Raw genomic sequence first — 26,279 nt, 5'->3', positions numbered from 1 at the left:
AAAAACAGGGGTGTACACATCGATGGGACAATTCAGACAGATCTCCACTTTTGTGGATGTGGTGGCCAAGGGCAGCCTGTCGGCCGCGGCCCGCGCGGAAGGCATAGCGCCCGCCGTTATTGGGCGCAGGCTGGATGCGCTGGAACAAAGGCTGGGTGTAAAACTGCTGCAGCGCACCACCCGCAAGCTGGCCCTGACCAACGAAGGCGCGGCGTTCTTGGAGGATTGCCAGCGCATCCTGACCGAGCTGGAAGATGCCGAAGCGGCGGTGGCGGAACGCAGCGCGCGCGCAACAGGTCACTTGCTGGTGTCGGCGCCGGCCGGCTTCGGACGGCAGCACGTGGCGCCGCTGCTGCCCTCCTTCCTGTCCGAACACCGCGACGTGCGCGCCACGCTGAACCTGAATGACAGGGTGGTGGACATCATAGGTGAAGGCGTCGATGTGGCGATACGCATCGCCTCGCTGTCGGATTCCAGCCTGGTGGGGGTGAAGCTGGCCGACAACCAGCGCGTGCTGGTGGCCACGCCGACCTACCTGAAACGGCACGGCACGCCGCGCTCGCTGGACGATCTTGGCAAGCACAACTGCCTGGCCATCAGCAGCGACGGTTCGCAGCGCGGCTGGACGTTCCGGCAGGAGGGCAAGATCGTCACGCTCAAGGTCAGCGGCAATATGGGCTGCAACGACGGCGCGGTGCTGCACGACTGGGTGCTGGCAGGCAGAGGGCTGGCGTGGCGTTCGATGTGGGAGGTGGGCGGCGATATCGAGGCTGGGCGGCTGCGCACCGTGCTCGACGAGTATGCGGCGCCGGGCAATGATATTTATGCGGTGTTCGCGCAGCGCAACCACCTGCCGCTGCGGATCAGGGCGTTCGTGGACTTCTTGCGGCGCACGTATGCGCAGCCGGGGTACTGGCGCAAGGAGAAGGTGGCGGCGTGAGCGGAGCTGGCGGCGCCTCGTCCGGGCAGGCGTCGCCAAACGTACAGACGAAAAAAAATCCTCGGAAACCGAGGATTTCTTCATCTCGTAAGATTCAGCGTATTACAGTGGCTGAATGTTCGAAGCTTGCTTGCCCTTAGGGCCGGCGGTTACTTCAAACGAAACGCGCTGGTTCTCTTGCAGCGATTTGAAGCCAGCCGATTGGATAGCCGAGAAGTGAGCGAACAGATCTTCGCCGCCTTCGTCAGGGGTAATGAAGCCAAAACCCTTCGAATCATTGAACCATTTTACGATACCAGTTGCCATTACAATTCCTATTTCAGTTAAGTTGGGCTTGCGCCCGTGATATCGTTTGAAGCAAGTAAGAAATGACAGACAAACTGCACTACTCTTGAATCTAACGATCCCGCATTATACCGAATAAAACGAAAAAATCTCGCTTTCACGAAAATAAATGCAAGGATGTGACTTCGGTGGTGTAGCCATCTAGCCAGATCTCCCCGAGCACAAATTCGCGCGGCATAAGTGTCACTATAGACAAGATCCGGAGATCGCGCTTGAGGAAAATCAAACGAGCGCGAAGAAACTTCGGTTTCAGGCCCCGGAAACCGGCGCTTTCGGGTCCTGTGCGGCCCAGGCAAGGTAGCGCTCGACTTGCGCCGCCAGCGCGTCCCAGCTGGCCAGCTCGGCGGGACGTTTCCCCAGCAACGGCAAGAGTTCCTGCTCCAGACGGCGCGCTTCGGCGCCAAACACGGCATAGCCGAATGTTGCCGCCGAGCCCGCCACGCCGTGCAGCAAAGCGTGCAGTTTTTCCAGCGCGGCGGCGTCCGCATCGGCGTTGCGGCAATGAGACAGGGCTGCAGTAATCGCTTGCAGCGTGGCGGGTATGCCCGCCGCGTACTTGTCGCCCAGCGCGGCCAGGCGCGCACGGAAGTTCGGATCAACCAGGGTCGCCACGCTCTGCCCTCTTCTTATTACTTGGTGCCGAAGATGCGGTCGCCCGCGTCGCCCAGGCCCGGCACGATGTAGGCGTGCTCGTTCAGGTGGCTGTCCAGCGAGGCGCAGTAGATCTTCACGCCGGGGTGGGCCTTCTGGAACACTTCAACGCCTTCCGGCGCGGCCACCAGGGCCAGGAAGATGATCTGCTCGTCCGACACGCCGCGCTTCTTCAGCACGTCCACCGCGTGCACCGCGGAATTGCCGGTGGCAACCATGGGATCGCACAGGATGAAAGTACGCTCGACCAGGTCCGGCAGGCGCACCAGGTATTCCACCGGCTGGTGGGTGTCCGGGTCGCGGAACACGCCGATGTGGCCGACGCGGGCCGACGGGACCAGGCTCAGCAGGCCGTCGCTCATGCCGATGCCGGCGCGCAGGATGGGGACGATGGCCAGCTTGCGGCCGGCGATAACGGGCGCGGCTATGGTCATCAGCGGGGTCTCGATCTCGCGGGTGCCCAGCGGCAGGTCGCGGGTGATCTCATAGCCCATCAGCAGGGTGATCTCTTTCAGCAGCTCGCGGAAGGTGCGGGTGGAGGTCGCCTTGTCGCGCATATGGCTCAGCTTGTGCTGGATCAGCGGGTGGTCGGTGATGAACAAATTCGGGAAGCGCGGGTCTTGTTTCATGGGGTGCTCATATCTAATCGGTTATAGCCCGCATTATCCCAGCCATCCGCCCCCGGTGGAAAGCTTTTGGGGAAAATATTCCAGGCCCGCCGGGTGCCCGTTTTTGCGGCAACTTTGCCCATCTGCTACTCTGTAGAAGGGCTTTTTGCAGCCGCCTCAGGGCTTTTTTGCAAAACATGCATAGATGTTGTCATTTTTCATGTTTTTCGCGCGCCAACAGTGATACATTTCGTTTTGGTTTTGCAACAATAGTTCTGAAAGATAGACTGACACAATGCTATCCAGTGCCCCATCATTGCCCCTGCGCGCCAGCCACAACGAGATGGACAGCCTCATAGAGGAGGCTGGCGATGTCGTTTTCCGGCTCAATTTGCAAGGCGTGGTGCTGTTTGCCAGCCAGCGCGCACAAACGCTGGCGGGCCTGGAGCTGGACGGCAAAACCCTGGCCTCCCTCACCAGCGAAACAGACCAGCCGGCGCTGAAGGCGGCGCTGGCCGAACTGGTCCAGTCGGCCACGGCCACCTGCGTCGAAGTACGGCTGAGCGGCGAGCAAAGCGAAGTCTGGTTTGAACTGCGCCTGTCCGTGTACGGCCAGGGCGGCCCCGCACCCGGCATCCTGGTGGTGGGCCGCGACCTCACCGCCCAGCAAGCCACCGAAGAACGCCTGCGCCACATGGCCACCCATGACGCGCTGACCGAACTGCCCAACCGCCTGCTGCTGTCCGACCGCATCCGCATGACCATAGCCCAGGCGCGCCGTTCCGGCCAGGGCTTCTCGGTGGCGACGGTGGGCATAGACGGCTTCAAGAAAGTCAACGACGGCCTCGGCCACCCGGTGGGCGACGCCGTGCTGCGCATGGCCGCCGCGCGCCTGCGCAAGACGCTGCGCGACTCGGACACCCTGGCCCGCGTGGGCGGCGACGAGTTCGTGGCCGTGCTGCCCGGCACCGCCACCGAAGCCCAGATCAAGCTGGTCACGGGCCGCCTGCTGGCCACGCTGCAGGCGCCGTTTGAAATCGACAGCCACACCATCTACCTCGGCGCCTCGGTCGGCGTGTCGGTCTATCCGCAGCACGCCGAAGACGAAGTGCGGCTGGTGGCCCTGGCCGACGCCGCCATGTCGCGCGCCAAGGAAACCGGCAAGGCGCGCTGCGTGGTCTACAGCGCCCGCCTGAGCGGCCCGCCCGAGCACGACATTTCGCTGGAAGCGGCCATGTTCCAGGCCGTGCGCGAAGGCGAGTTCATGCTGTACTACCAGCCCATCGTGGACGCGCGCACGCGCGAGATCGAAGGCTTCGAAACGCTGATGCGCTGGAAGCACCCTACCCTGGGCATGGTGCCGCCGGTGCGCTTTATTCCGATTGCGGAAACCAACGGCCTCATCAACCTGCTCGGCGCCTGGGCGCTGAAGGCCGCCTGCGTGCAGCTCAGGCAGTTCGAGGAGGTTGCCAAGCGGCCATTGTATATTTCTGTTAACATTAGCCCTAGGCAATTCCGCAACGATAAATTCCTCGACGTACTGGACGACGCCATGGCGTTCTCCGGCCTCCCAGGTGAGCAATTGGTACTAGAAATTACAGAAGGCACGCTGATGATCGATCCGGCCCACGCCGAAACGATCCTGACCCGGATGGCGGAGCGCAAGGCGCGCATCGCCATCGACGACTTTGGCACCGGCTATTCCTCGCTGGCCTACCTGAAGCGCTTCCCCATCTCCGTGCTGAAAATCGACCGCGCCTTCATCCGCGACCTGCCCGGTTCGCAGAAGGACGGCGCCATCTGCAACGCCGTGCTGGACCTGGCCAAGCACCTGGACCTGTCCGTGGTGGCCGAAGGCGTGGAGACCGAAGAGCAGCTGGCCCATTTGCAGGAGCGCGGCTGCCAGTACATCCAGGGCTACCTCACCGGCAAGCCCATGGCCGCCCATGTGGCCATGGCGGCCCTGCGCGAGCGCACTTACGCCAATCTCGTGCCGCAGGAGACCAGGCTGGACGCGAGACCGGACACGAGGCAGGTGCAGGCATGAACCAGGCGCAGACAGCCGACGGCGCCAAGACCCTGTCCCTGCTGTGGGACCGCACCCGCATGCAGGGCGACATGCCCGGCTTCGCCAAGGCGATTTCCGCCATCCTGGGCGCCATGCGCGGCGAGGACGAGAGCGATTTCAACATGACGCAGACGGTGCTGTCGGACCCTGTCCTGACACAGAAAGTACTGCGCCTGGCCAACAGCGGCATGTATTCGGCCTTCGGCCAGCACGTCAACACCGTCAGCAAGGCGGTGCTGGTGCTGGGCACGGAAGCCATCGGCCACCTGGCCCTGGGCCTCAAGCTGATTGAAGAACTGTCCGCCACCTCGACCGATTCGGTGGCCGGTTCCTCCTGCGCCCATATCGAAATGGAAAAGGCCGTGCTGGCCGGCATGGTGGCGCAGCAGGTGGCCACCAGCGCCAACAGCCGCCACGCCGAAGAAGCCGTGGTGTGCTCGCTGCTGCACACGCTGGGCCGCATGATGATCACCTTCTACATGCCCGAGCGCTGGAGCGAAATGCAGAAGCTGGCCGGCATCGACAAGGAAAACGACGCCGCCATGCAGGTGCTGGGCCTGAGCATGGAAGAAGTGGGCAGCGCAGCCGCCGCCCACTGGGGCCTGCCGAAGAACCTGATCAGCGGCATGCGCAGCGTGGCGCCGGCCACCGGGGGCGAGGAAGTCAGCCACGCGGACTGGATAGCCGGCCTGTCCACCATGTCGGCCCGCTGCGCGGACGCGCTGTGGCACGACGACGAAGCCGGCGCCGAGGAAGTCAAGCGCATCACTGAAAGCTACTCCGGCATGCTGGGCGTGGACGCCGAAAAAATGGGCGAGGCCATAGAACGGGCCAAGGAAGTGGCGGCCAACGACTTGTCCATCGCGCCACTGTCCAAGCCAGCCGAACGCCGCGCCAAGGCGCTGGCCAAGACGCGCCAGCGCGCCGCCGGCAACAACATCCTGCTCAGCGGCCTGTCCGATATGCGCGACCTGGTCGACTCAGCCAGCCCGGGCCAGATGGTGTCCATCGCGCTCGAGACGGTGTACAAGGGACTGGACTTCTCGCGCGCCGTGGCCTTTGTGCGCAACCACCGCGAGGGCCGCTACGCCGCCAAGATGTGCTTTGGCGAAGGCGTCAAGGACAAGCTGGGCGAAATGGTGTTCAACGAAGCCTATGAGCCCAACGTCTTCCACGCCGCGCTCAATAGCGACCGCGTGATCTTCATTGAAAATGCGCGCGACCCGAAATTCGCCACCAAGCTGCCGGGCTGGTGGAAGTCCACCCTGTCCGAAGCGCGCAGCTTCGTCATCCTGCCGCTGCAGTCGAACTCGCAGCCGGCCGGCTTTATCTACGGCGACTGGGACGAATCCTTCCCGCCCATCCAGCTCAGCCAGACCGAATTCAGCCTGCTCAACGACATGCGCGCCCTGGTGGTGAAAGCCGTCGAGCGCCGCCTGCACCTGGAAACCGTCGGCAACCGCGTGGCCTGAGCCACGCCGGTGGAGCTGGGGGCGCTAGCGGCGCTGCCAGCGGAACGATAGCGCCGCCGCACCGGCGGCGCCCGCAGCCAGGGCTGACGCCACGTAGTAGACCGATTCCGCCCCCAGCCTTTCCCAGCACTGCGACAGTCCCAGGCCGCCCAGCGTGCCGCCCGCCCCATACGAAATGCTGATGTACAGCGCCTGCCCGCGCGCCTGCAGCGGCCCGGCGAACCAGCGCTGCATGGCCAGCACGGACGAGGAATGGTGCAGCGCGAAGGTGGCCGCGTGCAGCAGCTGGGCCAGGACCAGCAGCGCCAGCCAGTGCGCGCCCGCGCCTATCATGATGAAGCGCAGCACCGCCGCCGCGAACGCCAGCATCAGCATGCGCTGCGCGCCCCAGCGCTTGAGCAGCGGCGCCTGGAAATAGAACAGCAGCACTTCCGCCACCACGCCCGTCGACCACATGGCGCCGATCACCGTCTTGCTGTAGCCCGCGCGCTCGAGATAGAGCGAATAGAAGGTGTACAGCGAGGTGTGGGCGGACACCATCAGCGCGGTGGAGGCGAAGAAGGCCAGCACCTCGCGCTGGCGCAGCACGGCCAGCAGCGCCGGGCGCGGTCCGGCGTGCTGCACGCGCGGCACCTCGTGCATGCGGAAGGCCGCACCGATCACGCACACCAGCAGCGCGCCCGCAGCCCACGGCAAGGCGCGCGTGCCCCAGTAGTCCAGGGCGTAGGCGGTCAGCATGGTGGCGATGATGAAGCCGACCGATCCCCACAGGCGGATGCGGCCGTAGTGCGTCAGGTCGCCGCGCATCTCGGACAGCATCAGCGCCTCGCAGATCGGGCCTTGCGCGCTGGTGAACAGGTTGAGCAGCACCATGGCCGCGAAGAAGTGGGCGAAGGTGGTGCCGATGAAGAAGCCGGAGAAGGCCGTCAGCGCGGCCAGGCCGGTCATGCGCAGCACCACCACGCGGCGCTCGGTATGGTCGGCCACCCAGCCCCACAGGTTGGGGCCGAATATGCGCAGCACCTGGATCAGCGACATCAGCACGCCGATCTGCGCCACCGTCATGCCCTTGTCCGCGAAGAACAGGCTGGCGTAGGTGGAGAAAGTGCCCGCGTGGGCGTAATAGAAAAACAGGAAGGAGCCGAAGCTGAAGAACTGGGTAGGCATGGTGCAGGTCCTCCCCGCTTGCGCGGGAAAGGCCGGGTGATGTTTATTGGCCGCGCGCGATATCGGGCGTGGCCACGCGCACGTCGCCGCACTGGGCGCGGTGCATCAGGGCGTGGTCCATCAGCACCAGCGCCAGCATGGCTTCGGCGATCGGCGTGGCGCGGATGCCCACGCAGGGATCGTGGCGGCCGAAGGTCTCCACCATGACCGGATTGCCTTCCTTGTCGATGGAGCGGCGCGGCGTGCGGATCGACGACGTGGGCTTGATGGCGATCGACACGGTGATGTCCTGCCCGGTCGAAATGCCGCCCAGTACGCCGCCGGCGTTATTGCCGACAAAGCCCTGCGGCGTCAGCTCGTCGCCGTGCTCGGTGCCTTTTTGCGCCACCGATTTGAAGCCCGCGCCTATCTCCACGCCCTTCACGGCGTTGATGCCCATCATGGCGTAGGCGATGTCGGCGTCCAGCTTGTCGTAAATCGGCTGGCCCAGGCCCACCGGCACGTTCTGCGCCACCACGTCGATACGCGCGCCGATGGAGTCGCCGTCCTTGCGCAGCGCATCCATTGCGTCTTCCATGCGCGCGATCAGCGCGGCGTCGCCGCTGGCGGCGAAGAAGGGATTGTTCGGCACATGCTCCCAGCCCTCGAACGGCACCGGAATGTCGCCCAGCTGGCTCATGCAGCCCTTGAACACCGTGCCGTACTGCTGCTGCAGCCATTTCTTGGCCACCGCCGCCGCGCCCACGATGGGCGCCGTCAGCCGCGCCGACGAGCGGCCGCCGCCGCGCGGGTCGCGCACGCCGTATTTGTGCCAGTAGGTGTAGTCCGCATGGCCGGGACGGAAGCTTTCGGTGATGTTGCCGTAGTCCTTGCTGCGCTGGTCTTCATTGCGGATCAGCAGCGCGATCGGCGTGCCGGTGGTCACGCCCTGGTACACGCCGGACAGGATCTCCACGCGGTCCGGCTCCTGGCGCTGCGTTACGTGGCGCGAGGTGCCCGGCTTGCGGCGGTCCAGTTCGGGCTGGATATCGGCCTCGCTCAGCGCCAAGCCCGGAGGGCAGCCGTCAATTACGCAACCGATCGCAATACCATGCGATTCGCCGAAAGTGCTTACAGAAAACAGCTTGCCAAAGGAGTTGCCGGACATAGGTAGAAGTATGAGTGGACTGAGGGAATCCTTCAATTCTACCAGTCCCCCGCCCTGCCCGTGGCAATCATGCCAAAACAGTACGTACAAGTACTAAAACTTGCAATATATAAATCCAAATTTAACAATGCGCTTGCCATAACGATAAAATGTCGTTATTGGTACTGGGAAAGCGCTGAAATGATCGTTCTCTTTAACAATTCGCTATATACTTGAACCAAGAACACCGAGATATCTGGAGAAGCGACACATGCCCGCACCGATCACGCCCCTTGACCAAAACAAGGACGATCAAGACGATCTGGTATTCTTAGAAGAACATCCGGCCGAGCCGGCGGCGCACGCCAACCGCGAGGTCTGGCGCGTGATGATTATTGACGACGACGAAGACGTCCACTCGACCACCACCTTCGCGCTCGGCAACCTGGACATGCAGCAGCGGCCGCTGGAATTCGTGCACGCCTACTCCGCCAGCCAGGCCCGCGAAATGCTCAAGCATGAGCAAGACATCGCCGTCATCCTGCTCGACGTGGTGATGGAACAGGACGACGCCGGCCTGCACCTGGTGCGCTACATCCGCGAAACGTTGAAACTGGCCGACGTGCGCATCATCCTGCGCACCGGCCAGCCCGGCTACGCGCCGGAAATCGACGCCATCCGCGACTACGACATCAACGACTACAAGACCAAGTCCGAGCTGACCCGCATCAAGCTGTTCACCACCGTCACGGCGGCGATACGCTCCTACGAACAAATCCGCAAGATCAGCAACAGCCGGCGCGGCCTGGACCAGATCGTCCACGCCAGCACCGAGCTGATGTCGCTGCACGGCGTGCACAACTTCGCCGCCGGCGTGCTGGCGCAAATCGCCTCGCTGCTGCGCCAGCCGGCGCACGGCGTGCTGTGCGTGCAGGAATGTCCGGACGGCGGCTGCCATGAGCTGATGGCCATGGCCGCCGCCGGCAGCTTTGCCCACCTGGACGGTCTGCAGGTCACCAGCGGCAACGACCAGCGCGTGGCCGAAGCCATGGAACGCACGCTGGACGAGCGCCGCAACCACTACGGCAACGGCGCCATCACGCTGTACTTCGCAGGCAAGGCCAGCCGCGCCTTCGTGGCGTACCTGCTGGTGGACCGGCCCATCAGCGAGATCGAGGAAAGGCTGCTGGAAGTCTTCTGCAGCAACGTGGCGGTGGGCCTGGACAATGTGGAGCTGGTGTCCCACCTGCACAACGCGGCCTTTTACGACCAGCTCTCCAAGCTGCCCAACCGCACCCGCCTGGTGGAAATCCTGGACGCGGCGCTGGCCGGCCCGGCCAAGCAGGACGCCAGCCTGGCGCTGGTGGACCTGGACCATTTCGCCGAAACCAACGACGCCCTCGGCCACCAGTTCGGCGACATGCTGCTGCTGGCCGTGTCCGAACGCCTGCAGACCAACCTGGGCCAGCAGCTCACGGTGGCGCGCATCGGCGGCGACATCTTCTGCGTGCTGGGCGACGCCGCGCAAGTCAATCCGGCCATGATACTGGCGCTGTTCCAGATTCCGTTCAGCATAGACGGCCAGGACGTGCAGCTGTCCGCCACGCTGGGCCTGGTGCGCCTGGGCGAGCATGACGGCACCGGCGCCGACGCGCTGAAGGACGCCGACATCGCCCTGAAGCGCGCCAAGACCCAGCAGCGCGCCGGCCACTTCTACTTCTCGCGCAGCATGGGCGTGGAGATCCGCGAGCGGGTGCGCATGATGCATGCGCTGCGCACCGGCTTCAGCCAGAACCAGCTGTTCGTGGTGTACCAGCCGCAGATCGACCTGGTCACGCGCCGCCCGGTCGGCGCCGAGGCGCTGCTGCGCTGGCAGACGCCGGACGGCAAATTCATCTCGCCGGACCGCTTCATTCCGATTGCCGAGTATTCCGGCCTGATTATCGACCTGGGCGAGTGGGTCATGCGCACCGCCTGCCGCGAACTGGTGACCTTGCGCGCCGCCGGCCACGACAACTTCACCATGTCGATCAACGTATCGCAGGTGCAGTTCCGCCATCCCTACTTCCTTGAAATGCTGCGCCGCGCGCTGGCCGACACCGGCGCGCCGCCGGAGTTCGTGGAGCTGGAGATTACCGAATCCATGGCGATGGAAGAGCCGGACCTGCTGATCAAGATGCTGGGCCAGATCAAGCAGACCGGCGTCAGCATCGCGATAGACGATTTCGGCACCGGCTTCTCGTCGCTGTCCTATCTGCAGCGGCTGCAGATCGACCGGCTGAAGATAGACCGCGCCTTCGTCACCGAAATCACCGGCTCGGCGCGCGGCAGCAGCATCGCCGAGATGGTGATACAGCTGGGCCGCAACCTCGGCCTGGCGGTGATTGCGGAAGGCGTGGAAGACGAGCGCCAGGCGCAGATCCTGCAAGCGCTGGGCTGCCCGCTGGCGCAAGGCTTCCTGTTCGCCCGCCCGATGACGGCGGACGCCCTCAACGGATGGCTCAGCAACGACGCGCTCGAAGGCGTCGCATAAAACAAAAACGCTATCCGGAGATAGCGTTTTTTATTTGGGGAGCCGGTTTTAGTCCGCCGGCTGTTCTTCCTCGGCCGGCCAATCGCGGATATACGCTTTCAGCATGCGGTTCTCGAAGCTCTGCTGCTCCAGCACCGCGCGCGCCACGTCGTAGAACGAGATCACACCCAGCAGCGTTTTCGCATTCATCACCGGCAGATAGCGCGCGTGCTTTTCCAGCATGATGCGGCGCACTTCGTTCACTTCGGTATCCGGCGTCACGGTGATCGGATGGTCTTCCATGTGCTTGCGCACCGTGCCGCCGCCCACCGAGCCTTTGTTCTCATGCAGCGCCTTGAGCACTTCACGGAAGGTCAGCATGCCGACCAGATCGCCGAACTCCATCACCACCAGCGAACCGATATCCTTCTCCGCCATCGTCGTGGCGGCGTCGGCCAGCGGCTGATCAGGCGTGATGGTGTAGAGGATATTGCCTTTGACTTGCAGAATTTCGGAGACTTTCATTTTGGGCCGTCCTGTCCGTGTGAATGGGGTTTTGTAGTTATTGTAAGCCTTACTGCGAATGTAGCGTATGCCCGGCAAAAAATCCAGTATTGCGCAATATCAAATATTGCACGCTGTTGCTGCCAGCCGAATCGCGGTAGGATCTTGCCACCTCAATAACCATAACGAGACATCCATGAGCGGTCCCCACTACCCTGGCTTCGATACGCTTGCCCTGCACGCAGGCGCCGCGCCCGACCCGGCCACCGGCGCACGTGCAACCCCCATCCACTTCACCTCCTCCTTCGCCTTCCGCGATTCCGACCACGCCGCGGCGCTGTTCAATATGGAGCGCGCCGGCCATGTTTATTCGCGCATCTCCAACCCCACCAACGCCGTGCTCGAGGAACGCATCGCCGCACTGGAAGGCGGCGTGGCGGGCATCGCCACCGCCAGCGGGCAGGCCGCCATGCACCTGGGCCTGGCCACCATCGCAGGCGCCGGCTCGCACATCGTGGCCTCGCGCGCGCTGTACGGCGGCTCGCACAACCTGCTGGGCTACACGCTGAAACGCTTCGGCATCGAAACCACTTTCGTCGATCCGCGCGACATCGACGCCTGGCGCGCCGCCATCCGTCCCGAAACCAAGGTGCTGTTCGCTGAAACGCTGGGCAATCCGGGCCTGGACGTGCTGAACGTGCCCGCCGTGGCCGCGCTGGCGCATGAACACCATCTGCCGCTGATGCTGGACTCCACCTTCACCACGCCGTATCTGCTCAAGCCCTTCGACCACGGCGCCGACCTGGTGTTCCACTCCGCCACCAAGTTCCTGTGCGGGCACGGCACCGCCATCGGCGGCCTGCTGGTGGACGGCGGCACCTTCGACTGGCAGGCCGCCTACGACCAGACCGGCCGCTTTGCCGAGCTGTGCGAGCCGTATGACGGCTTTCACGGCATGGTGTTCGCCGAAGAGTCCACCGTGGCGCCGTTTGCGCTGCGCGCGCGCCGCGAAGGCCTGCGCGACTTTGGCGCCGTCATGAGTCCGCACAACGCCTTCGCCGTTCTGCAAGGCATAGAGACGCTGGGTTTGCGCATGGAGCGCCACGTCGCCAACACGCGCAAGGTGGTGGAGTTCCTGCTGGCCCATCCGGCGGTCGAGTCGGTGTCTTATCCCGAACTGGAGTCGCATCCGGACTACGAACTGGCCAAGACCCTGCTGCCCAAGGGCTGCGGCGCCGTGTTCACCTTCACCATCAAGGGCGACCGCGCCGCCGGCCGGCGCTTTGCCGACAGCCTGGGCGTGTTCTCGCACCTGGCCAATGTGGGCGACGCCAAGTCGCTGGTGATACATCCGGCGTCCACCACGCACTTCCGCGTGCCCGCCGATCAGCTGGCGGCATCCGGCATCGCGGAAGGCACCATGCGTCTGTCCGTCGGCCTGGAGGACGCGGACGACCTGCTCGAAGACCTGGCGCGCGGTCTCAAGCTGTCGCAGAAGGGAGGCTGAGATGCAGTTCGAAATTGATGGCGCGGCAGCGTACTGCTACACCGGCGGAAAAACCTTCGATCCCGTCCTCCCTACGGTGGTCTTCATCCACGGCGCGCAGAACGACCATTCGGTATGGGCGCTGCAAAGCCGCTACCTGGCGCACCACGGCTATGGCGTGCTGGCGGTCGACCTGCCCGGCCACGGCCGCAGCAAGGGCGCGGCAAAGCGCAGCGTGGAGGAGATGGCGGACTGGCTGCTGGCGGTGCTGGACGCGGCCGGCGTGGCGCAGGCCGCGCTGGCGGGCCACAGCATGGGCTCCCTGATCGCGCTGGAACTGTCGCAGCGCGCGCCCGGGCGGGTGGCCAAGCTGGCCCTGCTGGGAACGGCCTATCCGATGAAGGTATCCGACGCGCTGCTGAACACCTCGCGCGACAACGAGCAGGCGGCCATCGACATGGTCAACATCTACTCGCATTCCGGCATGGCGCAGAAGCCGTCCTGTCCCGGCCCGGGCTTTTCCGTCATGGGCGGCGCGCAGCGGCTGATGCAGCGCATGTCGGCACTGAATCCGGCGCAGCTGTTCTATACGGACTTCTACGCCTGCAACGCCTACGCCAACGGCGAAGCGGCAGCGCAGGCGGTGCGCTGCCCCACCCTGTTCATACTGGGCGCCAAGGACATGATGACGCCGCCGAAGGCCACCAGACTGCTGACCGCCGCCATCCCGCATGGCCGGGTGGTGCAGGTCGACGCGGGCCATTCCATGATGGCAGAGCAGCCGGACGCCGTGCTGGACGCGCTGGTGGCCTTCCTGCGCTAGCCGCGCCGGGGACGCCTCAGCGGCAAGCCCGCTGGGGCAGTCCCTGGATGAAGTCTATGGCCGCGCCGCTCACGGCCGGCGCCAGCGGCAGGACCGGGTTGGAGTAGGAGGCCATCTGCTGGGCTGTATCGGCCGGCACCTGCTTGAGCAAATGGTTGGCGCCATCCACCATCAGCAAACGGCTTGCCGGATTCGCCTTGTGCAGCAGCGCGGCCTGTTCGGCGCCAACCTGGATATCGGTCGTGCCCTGCACGATCAGCGCCGGCATGCGCAGCCTGGCAAACTCTTGGGACGGAATGTATTTGAACCACGAAACCATATAGGGCTGCACGCTCGGGCGGTAGATGGCCTGTAGCTCAGGCGGCAGCGCGGCCGGGCGCTTGCCGCTTTCCAGCACCGACAGAATCCTGTCGTTGGCTAGCGCCAGCTCTGCCGGCAGCTTGGAGTCGAGCTGCCGGCGCAGCAGCTGCGAGGCACGCTCCGCCGGGCCCGCCAGCGAAATAAACCCGTCCGCCTTCGCCGCGCGCGCAGCCAGCATGCCGATCAGCGAACCTTCGCTGTGGCCTATCACCGTGACCGACGAATAGCGGCCTTCCCGCTGTAGCTGGTGCACCCAGCCTGCTGCATCCTGGCTGTAGGTCTCGAAGCGCAGCTGCGCTTCGCTTGCGCCGGCGCGCGCGCTGGCGCCGATGCCGCGCTTGTCATAGCGCACACTGGCAATGCCCGCTTGCGCCAGCGCCTGGGCCAGCATCTTCAGGCCGTTGTTCGCGCCGGGCAGCAGCTTGCTGTTGCCGTCGCGGTCGGTCGGCCCGGAGCCGGAGATGATGAGCGCAACCGGCTTGCAGCCCAGCGGCAGCGGCACCAGCAGCGTGCCTTGCACGTCGCCGCTGGGCGTGGACAGCGTGACGGCGCGCGGCAAGGCCGCATATTCCGCCGCCGCGCAAGCCGAGGCCAGGCTGAGCGCAACGCAGGCCAGGAGTATGGATTTGCGCTTCATGGCCGCGACAAGTCTATGCCGTACAGCGCCAGCCCTTTGCCTGCGCCGTCGTCCGCCTGCAGCTGCGTGATATTCTCCAGCCCCGCAGCACGCGCCAGCTCTAGCTTGCCCGGCGCCGAGTGGAACACCACCGGCCCCTTGGTGCGCACGGGGGCAAAGCGCCAGCTGCGCGCCGCGCCGTGGGTGGCGCGCAGCAGCGTCTTGGTGCGCTGGATGTAGGCGATCAGAACGTCCCGGTTGGCGTCCGGCGCCGAAAAAATGGTGCTGCGCGCGTCCACGCCGGGGAAGGAGCCGCCGCCGGAGGCGCGGTAGTTATTGGTCGCCACCAGGAACTCCTGGCCCGGCTGCACCGGCTTGCCCTGGAAGCTCAGGCTTTGTATGCGGCTGCCTTGCGGACGCGTCACGTCGATGCGGTAGCTCACGTCCGGGCTGCTCAGCATGTCGAAGTTGTAGCCCGCGAAGCCGGGATTCACCAGCTCCTGCGGCGCGGCCTTGTCCGGGTCTATCGTGTTGAAACGGCTGGCGGCTTTCTCCAGCCAGGCTTTCAGCCCCGCGCCGTCCACTTTGACGCCGGACAGCGTGTTCGGATACAGGTACAAATCGGCCGCGTTGTTCAGGGCGATGGCGCCCAGCTTCACGTCGGTGTAGTCGCCCGGCCCGGCCGCGCCGGACTTGAACGGCGCCGAGACCGACAGCACCGGCAACTGCGCATACTGCGGCAGGTTGGCGCGCACATAGGCAGCCAGGTAGGCCGCCTGCGCTTCGTTCACCGCCTGCACGGCGCTCACATCGCCCACGTCCGCAAAGTAGGAGGTCATGGGGAAGTCGGTCGTGCCCAGCGGCGTTTGCACATAGCGGATGGTGGCCGCATGCTCGGCCGCCACCAGCGGGGCGATGGCCGGATCGGCCTCCACGTAGCGCTTCGCGCCGGCAGCGCCCGTGCCGGCCGTGCTGACGGTGCTGCGGGCCTCCACCGTGGTGCGGTCCTTGTCCACCACCCAGCGCCGGCCCTCGCGCTGCAGGTGCAGGCCGATCACGCCGAGATGCTTGCCCCACAGGCTGGCCATCACGGCCGGCACGCCGTGCACCGTGCCCCTGGCCTTGTCCACGCCGGGCAGGTTGAACGGGGCGGACGTGCTGGCCGCATTCGGGAAGGCCTCGTGCGCGTGGCCCAGCAGCATGGCGTCTATGCCCGGCACCTGGGCCAGGTACAGGCCCGCATTCTCCATCTGCGGCGTGTACGGCGCGCCGTCCAGGCCGCCGTGCAGGATGGCCACCACGATGTCGGCGCCCTGCGCGCGCATCTGCGGCACGTACTTGAGGGCCGACTCGCGCACGCCTTCCGCGTACACGCGCCCTTCCAGCCAACGCTTGTCCCAGCCCAGTATGCCCGGCGGCGTGAAGCCGATCAGGCCCACCTTGAGCACCGCCTGCACCGGCTTGCCGTCGGCGCCGTTAGCGGTGATGCGCTTGTCGATGATGGTGTAGGGCTGGAACAGCGGCTGCCTGGTCCTGGTGCTGTAGATATTGGCCAGCACCAGCGGGAAAGCCGCACCGGCGCAGCGCGGCGCGGCCGGGTCCAGCCCGTCCACGTCGAAACGCGCGCCGGTCACCTGGCTCAGATAGGGCAGGCCGTAGTTGAAGTCATGGTTGCCCAGGCCGCCGCCCTCCACGCCCAGCAAATTCAGGGCTTTGTAGACCGCCAGCGTTTCGCTGCAAGGCAGCGGCGCGGCCAGCGCCTGGTAGTCCGCCAGCGCCGTGCCCTGGATGGTGTCGCCGTTATCGAGCAGCATGCTGTTGGGGAACTCCGCGCGCGCCTGCCGGATCAGCGTCGCAGTGCGTTCCAGGCCCAGCGAGGCGTCGGGCGCCAGCTTGTAGTAGTCGTAGCTCAGCACATTGGCGTGCAGGTCCGAGGTCTCCAGCAAGGCCAGCGTGGCGCGCGCGCCGTCCGGCACCTGGGCCTGGGGCGCCAGGGAACCGCAGGCAGCCAATGGCAGAAAAACGAGGCAAGGCAGAAGTCGGCGCATGGCGGCGTGCATCAAAAGCAACTGTTTCAGAAGCGACCGATCATACGCGCCGCCCAGTCCGCTCGCAATAGTTCCGCAGTTCTTCGCGCTGTTCGGCATGAATCAAGCGATCCGCACTTGTGCGCAAAACCGGCCGCGCGGTGTGCCAAACTGACATCATGAGGTGCACAAAAAGGGGCTGTCATGAGCCTGATAACGCTAGCCAACCGGGTCTTAGTCGAGCCCGTCAAAGAGCACATGGTGCTGGGCATCGTGCTTGCGGGGGCATTCGCTTATGTGCTGGGCGAGTCCAGGGTGAGCTGGCTGGCGCCGGAATACGCCAGCCACGCGGCCAAGGCCGGCGCGACCTTTTTCGGCGCGGGGATCTGTGCCGCCATCCTGCGTTCGAAGCAATTCCTGGAAAGAAGGAATTCCAGGACAAATGGGAAGCGCTGACCAGGCTACTGCTGTCGCGCCTGCTGACCGATCAGAGCGCAGCGGCCACCGCCGCCCTCGTCGAATCCCTGATGGAGAAGCGGCACAGCTACTATCTGGACGATTTCAAGATCAGCTACCACATGGAGACCGACGGCAGTTCCGTCATGGTCACCAACACCATGTGCGCGGATGTGCATCTGGCGCCGGACTGCAGCAATTACTTGTTCGTCCAGACCATAGAGTCCGACGCTGCAGCGGAACTGCTGTCATTTACGCTGGATGGCGACAGGGTGGAGCCGGTGCTGGAGCTGAGCGGCCGCCGCAGTGCGCAGGGCGAACAGCTGACCGTCAGCGTCAACCTCAAGGACTACCTGAAACCCGGCCAGCACACGATACGCCTTGAGCGCACCTACGTGACGGTGCAGGACATGCATGCCGAACCTTTTATTTCGGCCACCATCAGCCGCTTTATCAAGGGCGCGGTGATCGAGACGGAGATCTCGCCCGGCTACCGGGTGCGCCTGATCGCCAACGGCATGGAGAAATGCAATCCCAAGCCGGTACCCGGCGGCGGCCGGAAAGTGCGCTGGGAGTTGGCGCAGCATAACGTGCTCCTGCTGCCGGGCCAAGGGTATACACTAATTTTAATTGCCAACTAGACAAGGAGCGTATCATGCAAATGCGAACCAAAGAAACCATCTGATGCCATTCGCGCTTCGGCACGGCGGCAAGGCCCCGTGCCTGCGAATTGGCGCTGTAAGGGCATGCGTCCTCTAGGGTATAATCCAAGGTTTGATTACACCACTAAAAGACTAGAAGATCATGGAAGCCGAACGCATCAACGCCCTCTCCGCCCTGCTCGCCGATCTGACGACCCGCGAAGCCGAACTTCGGAGGTATCTTTGACTTCACTGTCAAAGAAGAGAAGCTCGAACAAGTAAACGAAGAACTGGAAGACCCCACCGTCTGGAATGACCCGAAACGCGCCCAGGACCTGGGCCGCGAGAAGAAGTCGCTGGAAGCCATCGTCCATACGCTGACCAAGGCCGACGCCGACCTGAAGGACATGGCCGACCTGTTCGCCATGGCCAAGGAAGAAGGCGACGACGACACGCTGGAAGCGGTCATCGCCGACACCGAGGAAATCAAGACCGTCATCGAAGGCATGGAATTCCGCCGGATGTTCAACAATCCGATGGACCCGAACAACTGCTTCATCGACATCCAGGCCGGCGCCGGCGGCACCGAGGCCCAGGACTGGGCCTCCATGCTGCTGCGCCAGTACCTGCGCTATTGCGAACGCAAGGGCTTCAAGGTCGAGGTGATGGAACAGTCCGACGGCGAGGTGGCCGGCATCAAGACCGCCACCCTGAAGGTCGAGGGCGACCACGCCTACGGCTATCTGCGCACGGAAACCGGCGTGCACCGCCTGGTGCGCAAGTCGCCGTTCGACTCGGCCAACGGCCGCCATACCTCGTTCACGTCGCTGTTCGTGTACCCGGAAGTGGACGATTCGATCGACATCGAGATCAACCCGGCCGACCTGCGCATCGACACCTACCGCGCGTCCGGCGCCGGCGGCCAGCACATCAACAAGACCGACTCCGCAGTGCGCCTGACGCACGGCCCGTCCGGGATTGTGGTGCAGTGCCAGAACGACCGTTCGCAGCACCGCAACAAGGCCGAGGCGATGGACATGCTGAAGGCCAAGCTGTACGAGCTGGAACTGCGCAAGCGCATGAGCGAGCAGCAGAAGCTGGAAGACTCCAAGACCGACGTCGGCTGGGGCCACCAGATCCGCTCCTACGTGCTGGACCAGTCCCGCATCAAGGACTTGCGCACCGGTTTCGAGACGGGCAACACCAAGGGCGTGCTGGACGGCGACCTGGACGAGTTCATTTCCGCATCCCTCAAGCAAGGCGTCTAAATGAGCAAGGCATCGCGCGCGTTCATCTTCGACATGGACGGCACCATCGTGGACAACATGGCCTTCCACACCAAGTCGTGGCTGGCCTTTTTCGAACGGCGCGGCCGCGCGCTGGACGCGGACGCCTTCTTCCGCGACACCGCAGGCCGCCAGGGCCACGAGATCATGCGCCTGTACATGGGCGACCATCTGACCAGGGAAGCCAGCGCCGAGCTGGACGCCGAGAAGGAAGCGCTGTACCGCGAGCTGTACGGTCCGCACCTGGAAACGGTGCCCGGCTTCGACCAGCTGATCGCCACCGCCCAGGCGGACGGCGTGGCGCTGGCCGTGGCCACCGCCGCGCCGAACGACAACATCGTCTTCACGCTGGACGGCCTGGACCTGCGCAAGCACTTCCATGCCGTGGTGGGCGCGGCCGACGTGGCGCGCGGCAAGCCGAATCCGGACGTGTTCCTGCTGGCCGCCGAGCGCTGCGGCGTAGCGCCCGAGCACTGCATCGTGTTCGAGGACGCGCCGCTGGGCGTGGAAGCGGCCCGCCGCGCCGGCATGCGCGCGGTGGTCCTGACAACCACCCTGCCGGCCAGCGCGTTTGCAGAATTCGACAACGTGATCTGCGTGGCGCGCGACTTCAGCGAGCTGAATATCGCCGAGCTGTTTGCAGCCGAAATTAATTAATCTACCAAATAAAAATCATGACTACGGATATCCAAGAACAAGCAGCCGCCCCGCAAGACGAGAACAAAATCATCGCCGAGCGCCGCGCCAAGCTGGCCGCCATCCGCGAGCAGGGCGTCGCCTTCCCGAACGACTTCAAGCCGCAGCACAAGGCCGCCGACCTGCACATCCAGTACGGCGAAAAGAGCCGCGAAGAACTGGAAACCGATCCGGTGACCGTGGTGCTGGCCGGCCGCATGATGCTGAAGCGCGAAGCCGGCAAGAAGGCCGCCTTCGCCACGCTGCAGGACGCCTCCGGCGCCAAGGCCGACGGCCGCATCCAGATCTACGCCACGCTGGACCTGACCGGCGAAGCGGCCATGGCCGCCCTGCACCACTACGACCTGGGCGATATCCTGGGCGTGACCGGCACGCTGTTCAAGACCAAGACCGACGAGCTGACCATCAAGGTCACCGAACTGCGCCTGATCACCAAGTCGCTGCGCCCGCTGCCGGACAAGTTCCACGGCCTGGCCGACCAGGAAACCAAGTACCGCCAGCGCTACGTGGACCTGATCATGAGCGAAGAGACGCGCCGCACCTTCAAGGCCCGCACCGCCGCCATGTCGTCCATCCGCCGCTTCATGGAGAAGAACGACTTCATGGAAGTGGAAACGCCGATGCTGCACACCATTCCAGGCGGCGCCGCGGCCAAGCCTTTCATCACGCACCACAACGCGCTGGACATGCAGATGTACCTGCGCATCGCGCCCGAGCTGTACCTGAAGCGCCTGGTGGTGGGCGGCTTCGACCGCGTGTTCGAGATCAACCGCAACTTCCGCAACGAAGGCGTGTCGATCCGTCACAACCCTGAATTCACGATGATGGAGTTCTACGCGGCCTACACCGACTACAAATGGCTGATGGACTTCACCGAAGCCGTGATCCGCCAGGCCGCCGTCGACGCGCACGGCACCGCCACCCTAACCTACGGCGGCCGCGAGCTGGATCTGGCCAAGCCTTTCCACCGCCTGACCATCGTGGAAGCGATCAACAAGTACGCGCCGGGCTACACCGACGCGCAGCTGAACGACGCGGAATTCATCAAGGCGGAACTGAAGAAGTTCGGCGTGAAGCCGCACGCGCACTCGGGCCTGGGCGCGCTGCAACTGGCGCTGTTCGAAGAAACCGCCGAGTCGCAGCTGTGGGAACCGACCTACATCATCGACTACCCGGTTGAAGTGTCGCCGCTGGCGCGCGCTTCGGACACCCGCGAAGGCATCACCGAGCGCTTCGAGCTGTTCATGGTGGGCCGCGAGATCGCCAACGGCTTCTCCGAGCTGAACGACGCGGAAGACCAGTCGGCGCGCTTCCTGGCGCAGGTTGCGGCCAAGGAAGCGGGCGACGACGAAGCCATGTTCTACGACGCGGACTACATCCGCGCGCTGGAATACGGCATGCCGCCGGCCGGCGGCTGCGGCATCGGCATCGACCGCCTGATGATGATCATCACCGACTCGCCCAACATCCGCGACGTGCTGCTGTTCCCGCACCTGCGCAAGGAAGACTAAACTTCCGAGGGGGCTCGCGCCCCTTCCAGGCGCAAAAAAAGCCGCCGGACTGCGAAGTCCGGCGGCTTTTCCTATTTCCGCAGCGCTTACTTCGCGCGCTTGCGGCGCACGCAGCCCATGCCCAGCAGGCCGGCGGCGAACAGCGCCAGCGATACCGGTTCAGGCACGCCATAAGCATGGAAGTTGCCGGTCGAGATGGTGCGCAGCTCCTCGGCGGTCAGCGCGCTATTGAAAATGGCGGTGTTGTCCAGCTGGCCATCAAAGAACTCGGCGCCCACCGTGCGGCCCACTGCGAAATTGCCGGCCTGGACGTTGGGCAGCATGGAGGCGGTACGGGTCGCCACCAGGATGTTGTCAATGAAGACGTTGTTCACGTGCGTAACTGAATCATAGGTCGCCGCGACAAAATGCCAGCCATTGGCGCCGCTGCCGGTCGTCAGGTCGAAGCCTGCGGCTGCGGGCAGATCGTTCGACCACCAATATTGGTGCAAGGAATTGGTGCCGTTCATGCGCAGCGCGTTAACCTGGGACTGCGTGCCGTAGTTGCCCCAGCCGACGATGCCGCCGGCGTTGCTGTTGCCTGCCGTGTCCGGATTGATCCAGCTCGCAACGGTGTAGGAAGAATTACCCAGTGGCAGGCCGGCCAGCGTCCCGCTACTGGAATACAACATGCCGCCCTGTGCGTTGTTCAGGTCCACGCCGCCGCCGAACTTGCCGCCCGCCGCGCTCGCGCCCGCAGCGGACACCAGCAAGTTATTGCCCTTGCCGCTGCTGTCCAAGCCAAGATTGGACGCATTGTTGTACTGGTACAGAGCGATCAGGTCCGCATGGGCAGCTGGCGCCGCCAGGCCGATAACAGCGGCGACCAGTGCGACCGCCAGTTTGTTCAGAGTAGTCATGTTCATGATGTTAAGTAAGATTGCTTACACAGAAGCAATTAACATGCCATATTGCAAAATCAATGGCTTAGCGGAAATAGTGAGCGCGACTGTAAAGTTTTCCGACAGTTCAGATCTATTCCGACGCACACAAGAAACCGCCGTGCAAGCCAGCGCAGCGGCCATCTTTACGCCGGTTTGTGCCGCGTCAGCAAATCCCCGTGTTTGCTTGACCTGAAACAGGTCGAAGAGCAGCATAGGGGAATGAACGGTCCGCCCTCACGAGAAGAAATTGATGCCAAGCTGGAATCCATCAGGATGTCCAGCGAAGCCTTTTTTGCCCGCATGGATGCGCGCGGCACGCGCATGGAAGCAGCCTTTGAGTCAAGGTGCACGCGCATGGAAGCAGCCTTTGAGTCACGATGCGCGCGCATGGAAGCGGCCTTTGAAGCACGGTGCCAAGGCATAGAGAAGGCGATGACGGCCCGCATGGATGCCATGGCGGCGGCACTGATCGAGCTAATGGACAGGCGTTTCGCGGACATGGATGCCAGGTTCGCCGCGCTCGAAGCGAAATTGGCGTCGCTCTACAAAGCGATGATCATCACGGCCATTACCTCCACACTCACAATCATTCTCGGCGTGGGAGCCGTCAACGCGACGGTATTCACCGGCATGCTGGCGGCGCCGGACACCGGCAAGGACGCCGGCGCCATGATGACCAGGCTGGAAAAACGCATGCAGGAGCAGGACGCGCAGTTCAACCGTGCCATGCTCAAGCAGACCGAGGAGTTTGCGCGCATGCGCGCCGAGCTTGACGAACGGCTTGAGCGAGAGCGCGCGGAACGGCAGTCGCCGCCCGCGCGGCCATCCAGGTAGCTTACTGGACGATGCGGTAGCAAGGCGTGTAGGCCTTGCCCGCCAGCTTCATGCGGCTTTGCGCCACGAAGGACGCCAGCAGCGAGTCCATCGGACCCATGATGGCCGGGTCGCCGTGGATTTCGAAGTGGCCGAATTTCTCGATGGCGCGTATGCCCTCGTCCTTCACATTGCCCGCCACCACGCCCGAAAACGCCCGGCGCAGGTTCGCCGCCAGCAGGTGCGTAGGCTGGTTCTTGTGCAGGCTCAGGTTGCGCATGTTCTCGTGCGTCGGCGCGAACGGCTTCTGGAACTCCTGGTCGATTTTCAGCGCCCAGTTGAAGTAGTAAGCGTCGCTGCGCGCCTTGCGGAACTCGCGCACTTCCTTGATGCCGGCCTGCATTTCGCGCGCCACCAGCTCCGGGTCGTCCACGATGATCTTGTAGCGCTTCTGCGCTTCGGGGCCCAGCGTGTCGGCGATGAACTGGTTGATCTGCACGAAGTATTCGCGCGACGTTTCCGGCCCCGTGAACACCAGCGGGAACGGGATTTCCGCATTCTCCGGGTGCAGGAGTATGCCCAGGATGTACAGGATCTCCTCGGCCGTGCCGGCGCCGCCCGGGAACACTACGATGCCGTGGCCGGTGCGCACGAAGGCCTCCAGCCGCTTCTCGATGTCCGGCATGATGATCAGGTCGTTCACGATGGGGTTGGGCGATTCGGCCGCGATAATGCCCGGCTCCGAAATGCCCAGGTAGCGCCCCTGGTGGGTGCGCTGCTTGGCGTGCCCTATGGTGGCGCCCTTCATCGGCCCCTTCATCGCGCCCGGACCGCAGCCGGTGCAGATGTCCAGGCCGCGCAAGCCCATCTGGTAGCCCACTTCCTTGGAATAATTGTATTCGGCGCGGTTGATCGAGTGGCCGCCCCAGCACACCACCAGGTTGGGATTCAGGTGCGGCTTCAGCACGTTGGCGTTGCGCAGGATATGGAACACCGCGTCGGTAATGCCGTCGGTGCGGCTCAGGTCGAACTTCGGATTGTCCGTCACCTCGTTGCTGACGAAAACAATGTCGCGCAGCACCGCGAACAAATGCTCGTGTATGCCCTTGATCATTTTGCCGTCGACAAAGGCAATCGCCGGCGCGCCCTTGATTTCCAGCTTGATGCCGCGCTCGCGCTGCATGATGTTGATGTCGAATGACTTGTAGCGCTCCAGCAGTTCCTTTCCATCGTCGATAGTGCTACCGCAGTTCAGCACCGCCAGGGCGCAGTTGCGGAAGATGTTGTACAGCCCGCCCTTGCCGGAATCGAGCAACTTTATTACTTCCGCCTTGGAAAGCACCTCCAGCATGCCTTCCGGGGAAATCAGGGTATCGACAACGTCATGTTCCATGATACGGATTCCTTATTCAGTTCCACACAACCACAACAACTCTTGAGCCTGCGACACCAATATACGACAAAGGCACCGTTTTGGGGCCAGTGTTTAATAGCGAGCGGCTATCGCTGATGGACATCCCGCCAACAGCCGTTGCGAGTTTAGCCACATTGCTGCGGCGCAGCAAGCGAATTGCTGGACATAAGTGCGCGGTAGATTAAAATGGCGCCCTGTTGGGACACGGACTACCGGCAACCACGCTACAAGCGCGCTTGCTTAGTCCGGTCCCATATTTTTTTATCTAAACAGAAAATTTTTCAGGAGAAGCCGTGAGCGGAGCAACTACGCAAAGCCCGGAAGTCAAAATCCCGGAGTTCAAACAGATCCTGGGCCATCCGGCCCCGCTGTGGATGCTATTCATGACAGAGTTCTGGGAGCGCTTCGCGTTCTACGGCATACGCTGGGCTTTGGTGCTGTACATCGTGGCCCAGTTCTTCGGCGGCGACGCCTCCGGCCAGCAAACCGCCAGCGCGCTGTACGGTTCCTACCTGGCGCTGGTGTACGCCGCCGCGCTGTTCGGCGGCTACGTGGCCGACCGCGTGCTCGGCTACCAGCGCTCCATCCTGGTGGGCGCGGTGTTCATGGCCGCCGGCCTGTTCGCCATCGCCATCCCTGACGACACCATCTTCAAGATCGGCCTGGCCACCATCATCGTCGGCAACGGCCTGTTCAAACCGAACATCTCCACCATGGTGGGCAAGCTGTACTCCGTGGCCGACCCGCGCCGCGACTCCGGCTTCACCATCTTCTACATGGGCATCAACACCGGCGCGCTGATCGCCCCGGTACTGACCCAGATCCTGGCCGAGAAGGTATTCGGCGCCGAAGGCATGCCTTCGTACAAAGTTGTCTTCATGGCCGCAGGCGTGGGCATGATCATCAGCCTGGTCTGGTTCTTCATCGGCCGCGCCCAGCTCAAGGGCATCGGCGCGCCGGACCCTGCGGCCGGCGGCATGAACCGCGTCATCTACGTGGTGCTGGGCGGCCTGGCCGTGATCCCGGTGGTCTACCTGCTGCTCGCCGTGGGCGCCAACCAGCTGCAAGTGGTGCTGACCGTGCTGTTCCTGATCCTGGCCGCCATGCTGCTGCTGGAAGGCTTCCGCAACGGCGCCGTGGCGCGCGACAAGGTCATCGCCATGATGGTGATCTTCACCTTCAACATCATGTTCTGGATGTTCTTCGAACAGGCCGGCAGCTCCTTCACCTTCCTGGCCGATAACATCGTGCGCCGCGACTTCGGCGGCTGGACCTTCCCCACCGCCTGGTTCCAGACCGTGAATTCGATCGCCATCATCGCCTGCGCGCCTGTCATCGCCGCCACCTGGGTGCTGCTGGCCAAGCGCAACGCCAATCCGTCCATCCCGCGCAAATTCGGCCTGGGCATCCTGTTCAACGCCGCCGCCTTCGGCCTGCTGTGGTTCTCGCTGTCCTCGCTGGTCGGCGCCGACAGCAAGATCCCGTTCTGGACCCTGTTCATGGTCTACGTGATCCAGTCGGTTGGCGAGCTGTGCCTGTCGCCTATCGGCCTGTCCATGGTCACCAAGCTGGCCCCTACCCGCCTGGTTGGCCTGGGCATGGGCGGCTGGTTCCTGTCCACCGGCATCGGCAACAACCTGTCCGGCATCTTCGCTTCCCACGCTTCGGGCGAGAGCGGCATGTCGGTGACCACCGCCCTGTCGGCCTACACCCAGGGCTTCTGGATACTGATGGCCGGCGGCGTGATCCTGTTCCTGGTCGCACCGCTGATCCAGAAACTGATGCACGGCGTGAAGTAAGCTTCAACGCTCCATGAGAAACGGCAGCCTCGGCT

Annotated in this window: 24 protein-coding genes; 13 read left to right on the top strand and 11 right to left on the bottom strand. The window is 64.0% G+C overall.

Features of this window, described 5'->3' with window-relative positions:
- The first annotated feature begins 22 nt into the window (after positions 1-22).
- Positions 23-940, top strand: a complete 918-nt coding sequence (locus AC07S4_RS21080) for a LysR family transcriptional regulator (protein ID WP_494988514.1) — start codon at positions 23-25, stop codon at positions 938-940.
- Between the two features lie 102 nt (positions 941-1,042).
- Here the strand turns inward: AC07S4_RS21080 and AC07S4_RS21075 are convergent, their stop codons facing one another.
- From AC07S4_RS21075 to upp, 3 genes are all read right to left on the bottom strand, one after another.
- Positions 1,043-1,246 carry a cold-shock protein gene (locus tag AC07S4_RS21075; RefSeq protein ID WP_008448165.1) on the bottom strand — a complete coding sequence of 68 codons (204 nt, stop codon included), beginning with the start codon at positions 1,244-1,246 and terminating at the stop codon, positions 1,043-1,045.
- Positions 1,247-1,534: 288 nt separating this feature from the next.
- Complete coding sequence (locus tag AC07S4_RS21070; RefSeq protein ID WP_494988513.1) at positions 1,535-1,897, bottom strand: Hpt domain-containing protein; 363 nt, start codon at positions 1,895-1,897, stop codon at positions 1,535-1,537.
- Positions 1,898-1,914: 17 nt separating this feature from the next.
- The gene (gene upp, locus AC07S4_RS21065; protein WP_161074796.1) at positions 1,915-2,565 is read right to left on the bottom strand and encodes a uracil phosphoribosyltransferase; all 651 of its coding nucleotides are present in this window, start codon (positions 2,563-2,565) and stop codon (positions 1,915-1,917) included.
- A 322-nt stretch (positions 2,566-2,887) separates the two neighbouring features.
- On the opposite strand from upp, the gene AC07S4_RS21060 reads away from it, so the two are divergent.
- Together AC07S4_RS21060 and AC07S4_RS21055 are read left to right on the top strand one after the other, a co-directional pair.
- Positions 2,888-4,591, top strand: a complete 1,704-nt coding sequence (locus AC07S4_RS21060; protein WP_494988512.1) for a putative bifunctional diguanylate cyclase/phosphodiesterase — start codon at positions 2,888-2,890, stop codon at positions 4,589-4,591.
- Positions 4,588-6,084, top strand: coding sequence for an HDOD domain-containing protein (locus tag AC07S4_RS21055; RefSeq protein WP_494988511.1), 1,497 nt, complete (start codon positions 4,588-4,590; stop codon positions 6,082-6,084). Before AC07S4_RS21060 ends, AC07S4_RS21055 begins: the two co-directional genes overlap by 4 nt.
- Before the next feature lie 24 nt (positions 6,085-6,108).
- Here AC07S4_RS21055 and AC07S4_RS21050 read toward each other — a convergent pair whose 3' ends face one another.
- Together AC07S4_RS21050 and aroC are read right to left on the bottom strand one after the other, a co-directional pair.
- Positions 6,109-7,251, bottom strand: coding sequence for an MFS transporter (locus AC07S4_RS21050; RefSeq protein WP_494988510.1), 1,143 nt, complete (start codon positions 7,249-7,251; stop codon positions 6,109-6,111).
- A gap of 43 nt (positions 7,252-7,294) precedes the next feature.
- Positions 7,295-8,398: a chorismate synthase gene (gene aroC, locus AC07S4_RS21045; RefSeq protein ID WP_494988509.1), complete on the bottom strand. Its 1,104-nt coding sequence runs from the start codon at positions 8,396-8,398 to the stop codon at positions 7,295-7,297.
- Between the two features lie 250 nt (positions 8,399-8,648).
- Between aroC and AC07S4_RS21040 the strand changes: the two genes are divergently transcribed.
- Positions 8,649-10,910, top strand: a complete 2,262-nt coding sequence (locus tag AC07S4_RS21040) for a GGDEF/EAL domain-containing response regulator (protein ID WP_494988508.1) — start codon at positions 8,649-8,651, stop codon at positions 10,908-10,910.
- Between the two features lie 48 nt (positions 10,911-10,958).
- On the opposite strand, the gene AC07S4_RS21035 is transcribed toward AC07S4_RS21040, so the two are convergent.
- Complete coding sequence (locus tag AC07S4_RS21035) at positions 10,959-11,414, bottom strand: CBS domain-containing protein (RefSeq protein ID WP_161074802.1); 456 nt, start codon at positions 11,412-11,414, stop codon at positions 10,959-10,961.
- Positions 11,415-11,589: 175 nt separating this feature from the next.
- Between AC07S4_RS21035 and AC07S4_RS21030 the strand changes: the two genes are divergently transcribed.
- Both AC07S4_RS21030 and AC07S4_RS21025 read left to right on the top strand, forming a co-directional pair.
- Positions 11,590-12,900 carry an O-acetylhomoserine aminocarboxypropyltransferase gene (locus tag AC07S4_RS21030; RefSeq protein WP_494988507.1) on the top strand — a complete coding sequence of 437 codons (1,311 nt, stop codon included), beginning with the start codon at positions 11,590-11,592 and terminating at the stop codon, positions 12,898-12,900.
- A gap of 1 nt (position 12,901) precedes the next feature.
- Positions 12,902-13,702, top strand: coding sequence for an alpha/beta fold hydrolase (locus AC07S4_RS21025; RefSeq protein ID WP_494988506.1), 801 nt, complete (start codon positions 12,902-12,904; stop codon positions 13,700-13,702).
- 16 nt (positions 13,703-13,718) lie between these two features.
- Here the strand turns inward: AC07S4_RS21025 and AC07S4_RS21020 are convergent, their stop codons facing one another.
- Both AC07S4_RS21020 and AC07S4_RS21015 read right to left on the bottom strand, forming a co-directional pair.
- Entirely contained in the window at positions 13,719-14,699 is a 981-nt protein-coding gene (locus AC07S4_RS21020; protein WP_494988505.1) for an alpha/beta hydrolase, read from the bottom strand.
- Positions 14,696-16,726 (bottom strand): bifunctional 2',3'-cyclic-nucleotide 2'-phosphodiesterase/3'-nucleotidase, encoded by a 2,031-nt coding sequence (locus tag AC07S4_RS21015; protein ID WP_494988504.1) that lies wholly within the window; start codon positions 16,724-16,726, stop codon positions 14,696-14,698. The genes AC07S4_RS21020 and AC07S4_RS21015 overlap by 4 nt, the downstream gene beginning before the upstream one ends.
- A gap of 183 nt (positions 16,727-16,909) precedes the next feature.
- On the opposite strand from AC07S4_RS21015, the gene AC07S4_RS21010 reads away from it, so the two are divergent.
- The 5 genes from AC07S4_RS21010 (at position 16,910) to lysS (ending at position 21,295) form a co-directional block, all read left to right on the top strand.
- A complete protein-coding gene (locus tag AC07S4_RS21010; RefSeq protein WP_494988503.1) occupies positions 16,910-17,161 on the top strand; it encodes a hypothetical protein in 252 nt (83 codons plus the stop codon).
- 71 nt (positions 17,162-17,232) lie between these two features.
- Positions 17,233-17,802 (top strand): hypothetical protein, encoded by a 570-nt coding sequence (locus tag AC07S4_RS21005; protein WP_494988502.1) that lies wholly within the window; start codon positions 17,233-17,235, stop codon positions 17,800-17,802.
- 163 nt (positions 17,803-17,965) lie between these two features.
- Positions 17,966-19,070, top strand: a protein-coding gene (gene prfB / locus AC07S4_RS21000; RefSeq protein WP_494988501.1) for a peptide chain release factor 2 whose coding sequence is annotated in 2 segments (ribosomal slippage) — positions 17,966-18,046 and positions 18,048-19,070 — 1,104 coding nt in all. Because the reading frame shifts where the segments join, the coding sequence is not laid out codon by codon here.
- Positions 19,071-19,745 (top strand): HAD family hydrolase, encoded by a 675-nt coding sequence (locus tag AC07S4_RS20995; RefSeq protein ID WP_494988500.1) that lies wholly within the window; start codon positions 19,071-19,073, stop codon positions 19,743-19,745. It abuts the gene before it with no gap.
- A 17-nt stretch (positions 19,746-19,762) separates the two neighbouring features.
- Positions 19,763-21,295 carry a lysine--tRNA ligase gene (gene lysS / locus AC07S4_RS20990; protein ID WP_494988499.1) on the top strand — a complete coding sequence of 511 codons (1,533 nt, stop codon included), beginning with the start codon at positions 19,763-19,765 and terminating at the stop codon, positions 21,293-21,295.
- Between the two features lie 86 nt (positions 21,296-21,381).
- Here lysS and AC07S4_RS20985 read toward each other — a convergent pair whose 3' ends face one another.
- Complete coding sequence (locus AC07S4_RS20985; protein ID WP_494988498.1) at positions 21,382-22,194, bottom strand: LamG-like jellyroll fold domain-containing protein; 813 nt, start codon at positions 22,192-22,194, stop codon at positions 21,382-21,384.
- Between the two features lie 24 nt (positions 22,195-22,218).
- Positions 22,219-22,431 (bottom strand): hypothetical protein, encoded by a 213-nt coding sequence (locus tag AC07S4_RS20980; RefSeq protein WP_494988497.1) that lies wholly within the window; start codon positions 22,429-22,431, stop codon positions 22,219-22,221.
- A gap of 6 nt (positions 22,432-22,437) precedes the next feature.
- Between AC07S4_RS20980 and AC07S4_RS20975 the strand changes: the two genes are divergently transcribed.
- On the top strand, positions 22,438-23,052 hold the full coding sequence (locus AC07S4_RS20975; RefSeq protein ID WP_494988496.1) for a hypothetical protein: 615 nt from the start codon (positions 22,438-22,440) through the stop codon (positions 23,050-23,052).
- A gap of 1 nt (position 23,053) precedes the next feature.
- Here the strand turns inward: AC07S4_RS20975 and ppnN are convergent, their stop codons facing one another.
- Positions 23,054-24,424 carry a nucleotide 5'-monophosphate nucleosidase PpnN gene (gene ppnN, locus AC07S4_RS20970; RefSeq protein WP_161074815.1) on the bottom strand — a complete coding sequence of 457 codons (1,371 nt, stop codon included), beginning with the start codon at positions 24,422-24,424 and terminating at the stop codon, positions 23,054-23,056.
- Positions 24,425-24,738: 314 nt separating this feature from the next.
- Here ppnN and AC07S4_RS20965 point away from each other — a divergent pair, with 314 nt between their 5' ends.
- Positions 24,739-26,244, top strand: coding sequence for a peptide MFS transporter (locus AC07S4_RS20965; RefSeq protein WP_494988495.1), 1,506 nt, complete (start codon positions 24,739-24,741; stop codon positions 26,242-26,244).
- Positions 26,245-26,279 lie beyond the last annotated feature (35 nt).

It is taken from the genome of Pseudoduganella sp. GW821-FHT05F09, assembly GCF_059419605.1.
The sequence above is the reverse complement of the archived record's forward strand: the minus strand, read 5'-3'. Positions and strand labels throughout refer to the sequence as shown.

Bases quoted from the DNA above. Each gene is read 5' to 3' on its own strand.
- AC07S4_RS21050 (WP_494988510.1), bottom strand. From the start codon at position 7,251: ATGCCTACCCAGTTCTTCAGCTTCGGCTCCTTCCTGTTTTTCTATTAC.
- AC07S4_RS21055 (WP_494988511.1), top strand. From the start codon at position 4,588: ATGAACCAGGCGCAGACAGCCGACGGCGCCAAGACCCTGTCCCTGCTG.
- ppnN (WP_161074815.1), bottom strand. From the start codon at position 24,424: ATGGAACATGACGTTGTCGATACCCTGATTTCCCCGGAAGGCATGCTG.
- AC07S4_RS21025 (WP_494988506.1), top strand. From the start codon at position 12,902: ATGCAGTTCGAAATTGATGGCGCGGCAGCGTACTGCTACACCGGCGGA.
- aroC (WP_494988509.1), bottom strand. From the start codon at position 8,398: ATGTCCGGCAACTCCTTTGGCAAGCTGTTTTCTGTAAGCACTTTCGGC.
- AC07S4_RS21030 (WP_494988507.1), top strand. From the start codon at position 11,590: ATGAGCGGTCCCCACTACCCTGGCTTCGATACGCTTGCCCTGCACGCA.
- upp (WP_161074796.1), bottom strand. From the start codon at position 2,565: ATGAAACAAGACCCGCGCTTCCCGAATTTGTTCATCACCGACCACCCG.
- AC07S4_RS20985 (WP_494988498.1), bottom strand. From the start codon at position 22,194: ATGACTACTCTGAACAAACTGGCGGTCGCACTGGTCGCCGCTGTTATC.
- AC07S4_RS20995 (WP_494988500.1), top strand. From the start codon at position 19,071: ATGAGCAAGGCATCGCGCGCGTTCATCTTCGACATGGACGGCACCATC.
- AC07S4_RS21010 (WP_494988503.1), top strand. From the start codon at position 16,910: ATGAGCCTGATAACGCTAGCCAACCGGGTCTTAGTCGAGCCCGTCAAA.
- AC07S4_RS21040 (WP_494988508.1), top strand. From the start codon at position 8,649: ATGCCCGCACCGATCACGCCCCTTGACCAAAACAAGGACGATCAAGAC.
- lysS (WP_494988499.1), top strand. From the start codon at position 19,763: ATGACTACGGATATCCAAGAACAAGCAGCCGCCCCGCAAGACGAGAAC.
- AC07S4_RS21035 (WP_161074802.1), bottom strand. From the start codon at position 11,414: ATGAAAGTCTCCGAAATTCTGCAAGTCAAAGGCAATATCCTCTACACC.
- AC07S4_RS21080 (WP_494988514.1), top strand. From the start codon at position 23: ATGGGACAATTCAGACAGATCTCCACTTTTGTGGATGTGGTGGCCAAG.
- AC07S4_RS20975 (WP_494988496.1), top strand. From the start codon at position 22,438: ATGAACGGTCCGCCCTCACGAGAAGAAATTGATGCCAAGCTGGAATCC.
- AC07S4_RS21020 (WP_494988505.1), bottom strand. From the start codon at position 14,699: ATGAAGCGCAAATCCATACTCCTGGCCTGCGTTGCGCTCAGCCTGGCC.
- AC07S4_RS20980 (WP_494988497.1), bottom strand. From the start codon at position 22,431: ATGCTGCTCTTCGACCTGTTTCAGGTCAAGCAAACACGGGGATTTGCT.
- AC07S4_RS21005 (WP_494988502.1), top strand. From the start codon at position 17,233: ATGGAGAAGCGGCACAGCTACTATCTGGACGATTTCAAGATCAGCTAC.
- AC07S4_RS21075 (WP_008448165.1), bottom strand. From the start codon at position 1,246: ATGGCAACTGGTATCGTAAAATGGTTCAATGATTCGAAGGGTTTTGGC.
- AC07S4_RS21015 (WP_494988504.1), bottom strand. From the start codon at position 16,726: ATGCGCCGACTTCTGCCTTGCCTCGTTTTTCTGCCATTGGCTGCCTGC.
- AC07S4_RS21060 (WP_494988512.1), top strand. From the start codon at position 2,888: ATGGACAGCCTCATAGAGGAGGCTGGCGATGTCGTTTTCCGGCTCAAT.